Raw genomic sequence first — 11770 nt, forward strand, 5'->3', positions numbered from 1 at the left:
ATCTGCCTCTCGTTGGGGTCGGTCATTTACGCAGCAGCCAGGGAGCCAGCCAGTGCATGAAGTGGACCGCCACGTATGCGCCAAAGAAAAAAGCCAGGTTTGAGGGAGGCACTGATGCGAACACCAGGGCGAACAGAGCCACCGTCAAACCGAGCTTGCCCGCTTCGGCCCGATAGAAGCTGGACACGAAGCGCCTTGCCTGCCGGCCACCCCCCAGGACACCGAGTCGCCAGACGAAATAGAGATTGGGAAGAAGACAGACAAGTCCGCCAGTCACTGCCGAGACGGCTGTCTTCTGCCCGCCTGCCGCCAGGCCGAGGAGCGTCATGACGACGAGAACACCTCCCTGAGCCTGCAGCAGTCGGCGATAGTTGGGTCGCCGTCTCGCCGCCGGATGGCTAACCATGTGTTACTTGCCATCCCACACGCATCGGCCCCAACCCACAGGCAAACAACGGCGGATTATAAGGAACCCCCCCCGGCCCTTCAACCAGGGTGGCAACGAATCCGGCGATATAAGATCCTTCTTCGACCAAAGGGGGACAGATTGTCGACAGCAGGCCAAGACCGAGCGCCTCACCGGATATGCTCCAGGATGCCATCGAGTTCGTCTAGGCTGGCGTAGCGGATCGTTACTCGTCCCTTGCCCCCGCGACCGTGCTGGATCTTCACCGGCGCTCCGAGCACCTCGGCGAGCCGCGTCTCGAGGCCGGCCACGTCAGCGGACGGCGTTTCGCGCCGTGGCTTGGCGGGCTCCCCATTGGCCAGGCGCTTGACCAGCGTCTCGGTGTCACGAACCGTGAGGTCCTTGTTGACCACCTCATGGGCGGCCTTGCGCTGCTTGGCCCCGGAAAGTGCCAACAGCGCCCGAGCGTGGCCCATGTCCAGGTCACCACGCTCGAGCAGGGTCTGCACCTCGGGATCCAACGTCAGCAACCGCAGCAGGTTGGACACCTGGGCACGGGAACGACCCACGGCATCGGCTACCTGCTGCTGGGTCAGGGCGAACTCCTCGAGTAGCCGCTTGAGGGCCATCGACTCCTCGACGGGGTTGAGGTCCTCGCGCTGGATGTTCTCGATCAGCGCTAGCGCCAGCGCGACTTCGTCGCTGACCTCGCGGATCACCGCGGGGATCACGTCGAGCTCGGCGAGCTGGGCGGCGCGCCAGCGACGCTCGCCGGCGATGATCTCGTAGCGCGCCTCGCCGACGGGACGCACCACGATGGGCTGCATCACGCCCTGGGCGCGAATGGAATCGGCCAGCTCCTCAAGGGCCTCGGGTTGGATGTCACGGCGTGGTTGATACTTGCCGCGGGAGAGCTGCCCCAGCGGCAGCCGCTCGAGGCGCTCCTCAGCGGGGCTCTCCGAGGGTACGGCGACCGGCGTGGCCTCGCTCGTATCGAGCTCGGGCAGATCAAGACTTTCACGACGGCGGGCATTGGCACCGATCAGGGCATCCAGGCCACGTCCCAGGGCGCGTTTACGCGTCATCGACATTCCCTCATCACTACCAGCGGTATTCGGCGACCGGCCTACAGCGACAGGCGCCGGATCAGTTCCTTGGCCAGCACCCGGTGGGCCTGGCTGCCGCGCGAGAAGCGGGCGTACTTGGTCACCGGCAGCCCATGGCTAGGGGCCTCGGCAACCCGCACGTTGCGCGGAATGGTGGTCTTGAGCAGCGCATCGCCGAAGTAGTCGCGCAGCTGCTTGCTGACATCGCGTGTGAGGCTGTTGCGGGCATCGAACATGGTCCGCAGGATCCCGAAGATCTCGATCTGGGGGTTCACGCTGTCCTTGATCTGCTCCACGGTGTCGAGCAACGCCGACAGCCCCTCCAGGGCATAGAACTCGCACTGCAGCGGGATCAGCACGCCATCGGCGGCGGTCAGGGCATTGACGGTGAGCATGTTCAGCGACGGGGGGCAGTCGACCAGCACCACGTCATACTCGCCGTCCACCTCCTCCAGGGCCTTGACCAGGCAGCGCTCGCGTCCTTCATGACGGTCAAGAAGCTCCACCTCGGCGGCGGTCAGATCGCCGTTGCCGGGCAGCAGTGCATAGCCCGCCTGCGGGCAGTCGAGGATCACCTCGGTGGGCCGTTTCCCGCCCAGCACCACGTCGAGCACGCTGCCATCCAGATCATGCTTGTCGGCACCGCTGCCCATGGTGGCATGGCCCTGGGGGTCCAGATCGACCAACAGCACGCGGCGATCCAGGGCCGCCAGGCTGGCTGCAAGATTGACGGCGGTGGTGGTCTTGCCCACGCCGCCCTTCTGGTTGGTCAAGGCTATGATCTTGGTCACGGGCAACTCCCTTGCTGGGGAAACAGACGACTCTGGTTCAGGCCTGGGTCACATCCCGGTGCCGAAGGACCACGAGCTGTCGGCTGCCGTTCTGATAGGGCACCGCGAGGTCGTGGCGTGCCGCCACGGCAATGTCCTCGGGCAGTCCAGCCAGTTCATCATCCACGGCGGGACCCTTCATGGCCAGCCATTCGCCTCCGGGCGCCACCAGGCTCGCAGTCAGCACGATGAAATCGCTGAGGCTCGAGAAGGCCCGCGAGATCACCTGAGCATAGCCTTCGGTGACGGGATGGAAGGCTTCGACCCTGGCCTGTACCGGCGTGACGTTGCCAAGGCCCAGCTCCATCACAGCCTGGCGCTGGAAGCGTACTTTCTTGCCATTGCTGTCGAGCAGCGTGACCGAGAGACTCGGCTCGAGGATCGCCAGCACCAAGCCCGGCAGACCCGGCCCCGAGCCCACATCGAGAAGCTCCGGGCCGCGGACGAAGGGCAGCACCGCGGCACTGTCCAGGAGGTGGCGAGTCACCATCGCCTCCGGCGTGCGTACCGCGGTGAGGTTATAGGCGCGGTTCCACTTGTGCAACAGTCCCACCAGCGCGAGCAGCCGACGACGCTGCTCGTCATCCACGGCGATGCCCAGTGCTTCCAGCCCGCCATCGAGGCGCGCCTCGACGACCTGCTCGCCCGACGTCATGTGCTGGCCACCCGGCTGTCATCGAGCAGCCGCCGCTTCTTGAGGTGGATCAGCAGGATCGAGACCGCCGCTGGGGTCACGCCGGAGATGCGTCCTGCCTGGGCCAGGGTCTCGGGACGTACCTCCTCGAGTTTCTGGCGGATCTCGTGGGACAGTCCCTCGACTCGCTGGTAATCGAGATCGGCCGGCAGCGACGTGGCCTCGTGGCGCTTGAGCTTGTCGATCTCGTTCTGCTGCCGCTCGATGTAGCCCTGGTACTTGGCCTGGATCTGCACCTGGTCTGCCACCGCCTCGTCCTTGACGGCTTGCCCCTCGATGCCCGGCAGATTGGCGAGGTCGTCATAGGCAAGCTCCGGGCGCCGCAGCAAGTCCATCAGGCTATATTCACGCGCCAGCGGCGTCCCAGTCCTGGTCTCGACCCGGGCGGCAGCGGAGGTGCCCGGCTGCACCCAGCAGGTCCTGAGTCGAGCGCTTTCGCGCTCTACCGCCTCGCGCTTGGCCGCAAAGGCCGCCCAGCGGACATCATCCACGAGTCCAAGTTCGCGACCGGTCTCGGTGAGTCGCATGTCGGCGTTGTCCTCGCGCAGCAGCAGGCGGTATTCGGCCCGCGAGGTGAACATGCGGTAGGGCTCCCTGGTCCCGAGGGTGATCAGGTCATCGACCAGCACGCCGAGATAGGCCTCGTCGCGACGCGGTGACCAGGCCTCCAGCCCGCGGGCCCGCCGTGCGGCATTGAGACCGGCCAGCAGCCCCTGGGCACCCGCTTCCTCGTAGCCGGTGGTGCCATTGATCTGCCCGGCGAAGTAGAGGTTGTGGATAAACCTCGTTTCCAGCGAGTGGCGCAGGTCCCGGGGATCGAAGAAGTCGTACTCGATAGCATAGCCCGGCCGGGTGATATGGGCGTTCTCCAACCCCGCCATGGAGCGCACTACCTGTAACTGTACGTCGAAGGGCAGCGAGGTGGAGATCCCATTGGGGTACAGCTCATGGGTATCGAGCCCTTCCGGCTCGATGAATACCTGATGGCTCGCCTTGTCGGCAAAGCGATGCACCTTGTCCTCGATGGACGGGCAGTAGCGTGGCCCGACCCCTTCGATCACCCCCGAGTACATCGGCGAACGATCCAGGTTGGCCAGGATGATCTCGTGAGTGCGCTCGTTGGTGTGTGCGATATGACAGCTCACCTGCCGTGGATGCATCTCACGGTTGCCGAGGTAGGACATCACCGGGGTCGGGTTGTCGCCGGGCTGCTCCTCGAGACGGGAGAAATTCACGCTCTTGGCATCGAGCCGGGGGGGCGTTCCTGTCTTCAGGCGATCGACCCTGAACGGCAGCGCCCGCAGGCGTTCGGCCAGGGCATTGGAGGGCGGGTCACCGGCACGGCCGCCACGGCTGGTGTCGAGGCCGATATGGATCACCCCGCCGAGGAAGGTTCCGGTGCACAGCACCACGGTTTCGGCCAGGAAGCGGATGCCGGTCTCGGTGATCACGCCGCGCACGGTATCACTCTCGACGATCAGGTCACCTGCCGCCTGCTGGAAGAGCGTCAGGTTGGCCTGAGTCTCCAGCATGCTGCGAATCGCCGCCTTGTAGCGAACACGGTCGGCCTGGGCTCGGGTGGCCCGCACCGCGGGTCCCTTGCGGGCATTGAGGACGCGGAATTGGATGCCGCCCAGGTCGGTTGCCAGGCCCATGGCACCGCCCAGGGCATCGATTTCCTTGACCAGATGACTCTTGCCGATCCCGCCGATGGCGGGATTGCAGGACATCTGGCCGAGGGTCTCGATGTTGTGGGTCAGCAGCAGGGTCCGGCAGCCCGTGCGGGCCGAGGCCAGGGCGGCTTCGGTTCCGGCATGGCCGCCGCCGATGACGATGACGTCAAACCGGTCGGGATACTCCAAGGGTCACCTCTTGGCGCAGTGCGCCGATATTGCAGTCAGGAGTGGTAATCAGCGGGGCAGTATAAACCTCCTGTGGGTAATCGTCAGGGTTTTCCACACCTCCTCGTTCATGTGGCCAGCGTCTGTGCCCTGATAGACAATAAAACAGTATATAAAAGAGAAGTTCTGTTGTTGTAGTTACTACTGGTGTGGACATTTTCCGTGGACAACCGTATTCCTCTCAAGTATTTCAATGCTTTATGGTGTTGATTCATGGCGGGACAGGAGGGTGACTGCTTGCGGACGAGGTGTCGGCAGCCTGTGGACGGAAAGCTTGCTTATCCACAGTGCGTCTCGCTCACCGCTTATCCACCGATGGCTACCTGGCTTGTTACCGTGACTATGAACAGTCTGGCGTGACGCGGCTATTCTCCCGCATGACGGGGGCTACAAGCGGATTTCACTTGGCTTCAAGGATTTTCTGTCCACAGGTGAAAAAAAGGCCCTGTCGATAACGACAGGGCCCGTTCAGAACAATGCAGGGAGGGTGGATCAGTGCTTGAGTACTCTAGACAAGAACTGCTGGGTAGGCTTGTTGCGAGGACGGTCCAGGACTTCCTCGGGCGGACCCTCCTCGGCGATTTCACCCTGGTGGATGAAGATTACTCGGTCGGCGACCTCCCGGGCGAAGCCCATCTCATGGGTCACGATCATCATGGTCATGCCCTCTCGCGCTAGCTCACGCATGGCATCGAGGACCTCGCCGATCATCTCCGGGTCGAGCGCCGAGGTCGGCTCATCGAACAGCATCAGGCGCGGTTCCATCGCCAGGGCACGGGCCAGGGCCACGCGCTGCTGCTGTCCGCCCGAGAGCTGTCCGGGATGCTTGGTCGCTTGGTCACTGATGCCCACTCGCTCGAGGAGTCGTTCGGACGTCTCGATAGCATCCAGGCGACTCCAGCCACGCACCTTCATGGGTGCCAGGGTCACATTGTCGAGCACGCTCAGGTGCGGGAAGAGGTTGAACTGCTGGAAGACCATGCCAACCTCGGTACGGATCTTCTGTAGTGCCTTGCCAGCCTTGCCATAGGGCAGCAACTCGTTGCCATCGACCTCGATATGGCCCTGCTGGAACTCCTCGAGGCCATTGACGCAGCGGATCAGTGTCGACTTGCCTGAACCGCTGGCACCGACGATCACCACCACTTCCCCGGGCGAGATTTCCAGGTCGATGTCCTTCAGCACGTGAAGGTCACCGAAGAACTTGTTGACCTTGTCCAGGCGCACGATGGGGTCGGCGCCGGAAGGGGACTTGTCTTGGTTCATGTCGCGCTTTCCTTATTGTCCGGCCAGGCCCTTGCGTTCGATGATGCGCAGCACCAACGACAAGGAGAGCGTGATCGCCAGGTAGAGCATGGCGACCATCAGGTAGACCTCCAGGGCAGTGAAGGTGGTGGCGATATAGACCTGGCCCTGGCGGACCAGTTCTCCGACCCCGATCACCGAGAACAGCGAGGTATCCTTGATGCTGATGATGCCCTGGTTGCCCAGGGACGGGATCATGCGCCGGAAGGCCTGGGGCCAGATGATGTAGCGGAAGGTCTGGCGGCGCGAGAGCCCCAGCGAGAGTCCGGCCTCCTTCTGGCCTCGGTCGATGGACTGCACGCCGCCACGCACGATCTCGGAAATGTAGGCGCCCGAGTTGACCGCGATGGCGGCGATACCGGCCACCAGGGCGTTGATCGGCCCGCCCAGCAACTGGGGCAGACCGTAGAAGATGAACAGCACCTGAACGAGTACCGGAGTGCCACGGAAGATCTCGATGTAGGTGATCGCGGGAACCCGCAGCCAGCTGACGGGACTGATCCTCAGCAGGCCGAAGATGATGCCGATGATGAAGCCGATGGCCAGTCCCACGAAGGAAATCAGCAGGGTGTAGGGGATCCCTGGTAACAGATGGGGAATGGAGGCAAAGGCCGCCTGCCAGTCGAATTGGAAGGTGACGTCCACTAGGTTTCTCCGTCAAGGCACGGGGGTGACGACAGGGGGGAGCGCGCCGGGTACGCAACGCAACGGGGCCGGGCGCTAGACCCGGCCCCGCGATCAACAGGCGAGTGAAATTACTCGCCGTTGGCGCTACCGAACCACTTGGCGTGGATTTCGTCGTAGGTACCATCTTCCTTCATGGCGGCCAGGGCCTCGTTGACCGGCTCGACCCACTCACTGCCATCGGCGAAGGCGATGCCGTACTGCTGGCCTTCGTAGAGGTCTCCCACGACCTTGACGCGACCCTCGCCACGGGTCTGGGAGAAGTAGCCGACGTTGGGGGCATCGTAGAAGACCGCATCGACGCTGCCGCCGAGCAGGGCCATGTACATGTCACTGCTGCCCGGATAGGGAGTGATGTCGGCCTCGTCGCCCAGATTCTCTTCGAGGAAGTCGTAGCTGGTGGAGCCGACCTTGGTGCCGATCTTCTTGCCCTTGAGGTCCTCCAGCTCCTGGACGCTGTCGTCGTTGGCGCCGACCAGAATCCGCAGGCCACTGTCGTAGTAGGGATCGGAGAAGTCGACGACTTCTTCGCGCTCCTCGGTGATGGTGATACCGGCAATGGCGATGTCGACATTACCGGTCTGCACCGCAGGAATGATGCCGTTGAAGTCCATGGTACGCAGGTTGTACTCGAACCCAGCGCGTTCGGACAGCTCACTGATGATGTCCATGTCGAAGCCGACCATCTCGCCGGTCTCCTGGTCCATCATCTCGAAAGGCACGAAACTCGGGTCGGTCACGACCTCGAGGACGTGGTTGTCAGCGCTGGCCATACCGGCCAGCCCCAGCCCGAGAGCGACGCTGGCGGCAAGGGAGGCGGTCTTCAGTTGGCGTTTCATACGATTCCCCATAGACAAATTTGTTGTGGATTACGCCCCAAACCATGGCGAGTTCCCGGGGAAGCGTCAAGTGGAGGGATTAGGATGCCGTCGTCGCTGAGCTAACGCTGGCGGTCAGACCATGAAGGAGGCACCGCAGCCGCAGGTGGTGGTGGCGTTGGGGTTCTGTACCAGGAAACGGGCGCCGGCAAGCCCTTCCTCGTAGTCGACGGTGGAGCCGACCAGATACTGGTAGGAGAGCGGGTCAACCACCAAGGCGACCCGGCCGAACTCGACGAGGGTGTCGTCGTCGGCGACCTCTTCGGCGAAGTCGAAGCCGTACTGGAAGCCCGAGCAGCCACCGCCGGTGACATAGACCCGCAGCTTGAGCCTGGGGTTGCCCTGTTCCTCGATGAGCGCCGCCAGACGGGTTCGGGCCTTGTCCGAGAGCAACAAGGGGGTAGGAACGAAGGATTCGGCACCACTCATGGGTGACCTCCCCTGGATCGATGAATGTCTTGCCAGGGGGGATTATCCACAATCCCCAGCAAAAGGGTCAACTTTTGCTGGGGAGCGAGTCGCGTGTGGTGCGGCTCAGGGCATGATGGCCGGGGCGTCGAGGCCGGCCTGCTCGTCGAGGCCGAACATCAGGTTGAGGTTGTGCACGGCCTGGCCCGAGGCGCCCTTGACCAGATTGTCGATCACCGAGAGCACTACCACGGTGTCGCCATCACCGGGACGGTGGACCGCCAGGCGGCAGAGGTTGGCCCCCTTCACGCTGCGTGTCTCGGGATGGCTGCCGGCCGGCATCACATCGACAAAAGGCTCACCGGCGAAGCGCTGCTCGAAGAGCGTCTGGAGGTCGCCAGGGTCGGCGGTCAGGCGGCCGTATAGGGTGGCGTGGATGCCGCGAATCATTGGCGTCAGGTGGGGCACGAAGGTCAGGCCCACCGGGCCTCCGGCGGCCTCGGTCAGTCCCTGACGGATCTCCGGCAAATGGCGGTGGCCCGAAGCGCCATAGGCCTTCATGGACTCGCTGGCCTCGGCCAGCAGGGAGGGCACCTTGGCACCGCGGCCGGCGCCTGTGACGCCGGACTTGCAGTCGGCAATGACATGGTCGGTATCGATCACGCCCGCTTCCAGCAGCGGCAGCAGGCCGAGCTGCACGGCGGTGGGGTAGCAGCCGGGCACGGCGATCAGTCGCGCCTGGCGGATGTGCTCGCGGTTGACCTCGGGCAGGCCGTAGATCGCCTCGCCCAGCAGCTCGGGGGCCCCGTGGGGCTGGCCGTACCAGCGGGCCCACTCCTCGGTGTCGCGCAGCCGGAAGTCGGCCGAGAGATCGATGACCCGGGTGCCCCGGTCGAGCAACTCGCCGGCCAGGGCATGGGCCACGCCGTGGGGGGTGGCGAAGAAGACGGCATCGCAGCGGGCCAGCCGATCGGCATCGGGCTCGCTGAAGGCCAGGTCGTCGTAGTGGCCGCGCAGGTTGGGATACAGCTCGCTGACGGCCATGCCGGCCTCGGAGCGTGAGGTGATGGCGTCCACCGCTACGTCCGGGTGACGGGCCAGCAGCCTGAGCAGTTCGACGCCGGTGTAACCGGTGCCGCCGACGATTCCGACCTTGATCACGATGGCCTCCTGGGGTTGGTGAGGTGACGCTGGGATCTGTGTCCCTGGATATGATACACAAGAGAGACGCGCCCTACCCAGGCCCAGCCTGGCGGGTCCCCCCAGCAAGGTCGAACAGGATCGTCGCCGTGCCGCGTCTCTCGCTACCCGACTTCAGCCTGGAAGGCTTCCGTCGCCAGCTGGCCAACGTCGACGCCCTGCCGCAGCTCTGCGTGCTGGGCGTGGTATCGGGCCTGGTGACGGGCGGGCTGATGGTGGTGTTCCGTCTGCTGCTGTCGCTGGGCGGCATGCTGCTGTTTCCTGACGGCGACCCCGAGGCCTTCGAGGCTCTGCCGTCGGCCCTTCGGGTGCTGATGCCCCTGGTCGCGGCGGCCCTGATTGGCCTGTGGCTCATTCGCCTGCCGCCTGAGGGACGGCGTATCGGCGTGGTCCACGTCATCGATCGGCTGACCTATCATCAGGGACGCTTCCCGCTCCGCAACTGGCTGGCCCAGTGGTGGGTGGGCGTGGTGTCGGTGATCGGTGGCCTTTCCGCCGGACGCGAGGGGCCGGCGATTCACCTGGGGGCGGCGGCCTCCACCGGCCTTGGACAGTACCTGCGCCTGCCCCACAACAGCCTCAGGGTCCTGGTGGCCTGCGGCACGGCGGCGGGCATTTCGGCCTCGTTCAATACGCCCATCGCCGGCGTCATCTTCGCCATGGAAGTGGTGATGATGGAGTACACCATCATCGGCTTCATGCCGGTGATCCTGGCGTCGTCCATGGGCGCCGTGGTGGCCCAGCTGGTCTATGGGCCCGAACCCGCCATCGGCATCCCCGATCTGCACCTGAGATCCCTGCTGGACCTACCCTGGATCCTGGTCACTGCCCTGCTGATCGGGCTGCTGGCGGCACTCTTCGTGCATGTGGCCCGCGGACACGAGCGCCTCAAGCGGCTGCCCATGGCGCTGCGCTTCGCCCTGGCGGCGCTGGCGGTGGCAGGTGTCGCCTGGTGGTACCCCGAGGTGCAGGGGATGGGCTATGACACGCTGCAGCGGGCTCTGGGCGGGGCCGCCGCAGTGGACGTGCTGCTGGCGGTGGCTATCGGCAAGCTGCTGCTCACGGCCTTCACCGTGGCCTGCGGCATCCCGATCAGCATCATCGGCCCCATCCTGGTGGTCGGCGGTGCGGCCGGTGCTCTGTGCGGCCTGGCCGGCCAGGCCCTGCTGCCGGTGGGAGCCTCGGCTCCCGAGGTCTATGCCCTGCTGGGCATGGCCGCCATGATGGGGGCCGTGCTGCAGGCCCCCCTTGCCGCTCTGATGGCTCTGCTCGAGCTCACCCATAATCCCGGCATTATCATGCCGGGGATGCTGGCAGTGGTGGTGGCCGGCCTCACAGCGCGGCAGCTGAGCCGCAGCCAGGGATTCTTCCTCACCCAGACCCGTCAGGGGCTGCACCCGCTGCAGCAGCCCCTGATGCAGGCGCTGTCGCGGGTCTCGGTCCCGGCAGTGATGGAGCGTCGCCTGGTGCGCACCTCGCGCATGGTGACCCGCGATCAGGCCAGTGCCCTGCTCGAGTCCAATCCTGCCTGGGTGCTGATCGAGCGTTCCACGGACGACAAGCCGACCCTGGCGCTCAAGGCGGCCGACCTGGCTCGTTGGCTGCTGGAACATGACGAGCCTCAGTCGGAGGAGGACAGCGTCCTGCTGGACCTGCTGGAGATCCCCGGCCAGCGCCTGGACATGGCACCGATCCACCTGCAGGCGACGCTCACCGAGGCTTTCGAACGGCTCAACGACAAGGCGCTGGATGCCCTTTACGTGGAGCACGGACATCGGCCGAAGCAGAAGCGGATTTCCGGTATCATCACCCGCGACGCCATCGAGCGCTATTACCGCTTTTCCGATTCGACCCACGGCTGAGGAGTCGTCATGTATCTTTGGATGAAGGCCCTGCACCTGGTTGCCATGGTGACCTGGTTTGCCGCCCTGTTCTATCTGCCGCGCCTGTACGTCTATCACGCCATGGCGCGGGACAGGGGCGAGCAGCAGGCCATCGATCACTTCCTGGTGATGGAGCGCAAGCTGTACCGCGGGATCATGACCCCGTCGATGATCGCTGTGCTGCTGTTCGGAGGCGCCCTGCTGGTTCTCAATCCCGCCTGGCTCGCCCAGGGCTGGATTCATGCCAAGCTGCTGCTGGTGGCGTTGCTGGTGGGCTATCATCATGTCTGCCTGATCTACCTCAAGCAGTTCGCCGAATCGCGTTGTCGACGCGGCCATGTGTTCTTCCGCTGGTTCAACGAGTTGCCGGTCATCGCCCTGCTGCTGATCATCTTCCTGGCCGTGCTGAAACCGTTCTGATGGCGGATTCTCCCGAACTCTCCCCCCACCTGCCGACGGTGCTGGTGCTGTCCGG

At 64.6% G+C, this 11770-nt stretch carries 12 protein-coding genes; 2 read left to right on the forward strand and 10 right to left on the reverse strand.

Going from position 1 to position 11770, the window contains the following annotated elements:
• Positions 1-22: 22 nt before the first annotated feature.
• From RI841_RS00090 to argC, 10 genes are all read right to left on the reverse strand, one after another.
• Positions 23-406 (reverse strand): ATP synthase subunit I, encoded by a 384-nt coding sequence (locus RI841_RS00090; RefSeq protein WP_310703475.1) that lies wholly within the window; start codon positions 404-406, stop codon positions 23-25.
• Positions 407-576: 170 nt separating this feature from the next.
• Positions 577-1491 (reverse strand): ParB/RepB/Spo0J family partition protein, encoded by a 915-nt coding sequence (locus RI841_RS00095; protein WP_310703476.1) that lies wholly within the window; start codon positions 1489-1491, stop codon positions 577-579.
• 41 nt (positions 1492-1532) lie between these two features.
• A complete protein-coding gene (locus tag RI841_RS00100) occupies positions 1533-2303 on the reverse strand; it encodes a ParA family protein (protein WP_310703477.1) in 771 nt (256 codons plus the stop codon).
• A gap of 37 nt (positions 2304-2340) precedes the next feature.
• The gene (gene rsmG / locus RI841_RS00105; RefSeq protein WP_310703478.1) at positions 2341-2997 is read right to left on the reverse strand and encodes a 16S rRNA (guanine(527)-N(7))-methyltransferase RsmG; all 657 of its coding nucleotides are present in this window, start codon (positions 2995-2997) and stop codon (positions 2341-2343) included.
• A complete protein-coding gene (gene mnmG, locus RI841_RS00110) occupies positions 2994-4898 on the reverse strand; it encodes a tRNA uridine-5-carboxymethylaminomethyl(34) synthesis enzyme MnmG (RefSeq protein WP_310703479.1) in 1905 nt (634 codons plus the stop codon). The genes rsmG and mnmG overlap by 4 nt, the downstream gene beginning before the upstream one ends.
• A gap of 531 nt (positions 4899-5429) precedes the next feature.
• A complete protein-coding gene (locus RI841_RS00115) occupies positions 5430-6203 on the reverse strand; it encodes an amino acid ABC transporter ATP-binding protein (protein ID WP_310703480.1) in 774 nt (257 codons plus the stop codon).
• Between the two features lie 12 nt (positions 6204-6215).
• Positions 6216-6887 (reverse strand): amino acid ABC transporter permease, encoded by a 672-nt coding sequence (locus RI841_RS00120; RefSeq protein ID WP_310703481.1) that lies wholly within the window; start codon positions 6885-6887, stop codon positions 6216-6218.
• Between the two features lie 110 nt (positions 6888-6997).
• The gene (locus tag RI841_RS00125) at positions 6998-7765 is read right to left on the reverse strand and encodes a transporter substrate-binding domain-containing protein (protein WP_310703482.1); all 768 of its coding nucleotides are present in this window, start codon (positions 7763-7765) and stop codon (positions 6998-7000) included.
• A gap of 114 nt (positions 7766-7879) precedes the next feature.
• Entirely contained in the window at positions 7880-8233 is a 354-nt protein-coding gene (erpA, locus tag RI841_RS00130) for an iron-sulfur cluster insertion protein ErpA (protein ID WP_310703483.1), read from the reverse strand.
• A 105-nt stretch (positions 8234-8338) separates the two neighbouring features.
• Entirely contained in the window at positions 8339-9373 is a 1035-nt protein-coding gene (gene argC, locus RI841_RS00135; RefSeq protein WP_310703484.1) for an N-acetyl-gamma-glutamyl-phosphate reductase, read from the reverse strand.
• Positions 9374-9501: 128 nt separating this feature from the next.
• On the opposite strand from argC, the gene RI841_RS00140 reads away from it, so the two are divergent.
• Positions 9502-11274 (forward strand): chloride channel protein, encoded by a 1773-nt coding sequence (locus RI841_RS00140; RefSeq protein ID WP_310703485.1) that lies wholly within the window; start codon positions 9502-9504, stop codon positions 11272-11274.
• Between the two features lie 9 nt (positions 11275-11283).
• A complete protein-coding gene (gene hemJ, locus RI841_RS00145; RefSeq protein ID WP_310703486.1) occupies positions 11284-11715 on the forward strand; it encodes a protoporphyrinogen oxidase HemJ in 432 nt (143 codons plus the stop codon).
• The last annotated feature ends 55 nt before the right edge of the window (positions 11716-11770 follow it).

It is taken from the genome of Halomonas sp., assembly GCF_031581305.1.
GTDB lineage: Bacteria > Pseudomonadota > Gammaproteobacteria > Pseudomonadales > Halomonadaceae > Halomonas.

What these genes read in the sequence shown, in the direction of transcription:
- RI841_RS00090 (WP_310703475.1), bottom strand. Translation starts at nt 406, where the DNA reads ATGGTTAGCCATCCGGCGGCGAGACGGCGACCCAACTATCGCCGACTG.
- RI841_RS00095 (WP_310703476.1), bottom strand. Translation starts at nt 1,491, where the DNA reads ATGACGCGTAAACGCGCCCTGGGACGTGGCCTGGATGCCCTGATCGGT.
- rsmG (WP_310703478.1), bottom strand. Translation starts at nt 2,997, where the DNA reads ATGACGTCGGGCGAGCAGGTCGTCGAGGCGCGCCTCGATGGCGGGCTG.
- RI841_RS00115 (WP_310703480.1), bottom strand. Translation starts at nt 6,203, where the DNA reads ATGAACCAAGACAAGTCCCCTTCCGGCGCCGACCCCATCGTGCGCCTG.
- RI841_RS00125 (WP_310703482.1), bottom strand. Translation starts at nt 7,765, where the DNA reads ATGAAACGCCAACTGAAGACCGCCTCCCTTGCCGCCAGCGTCGCTCTC.
- erpA (WP_310703483.1), bottom strand. Translation starts at nt 8,233, where the DNA reads ATGAGTGGTGCCGAATCCTTCGTTCCTACCCCCTTGTTGCTCTCGGAC.
- hemJ (WP_310703486.1), top strand. Translation starts at nt 11,284, where the DNA reads ATGTATCTTTGGATGAAGGCCCTGCACCTGGTTGCCATGGTGACCTGG.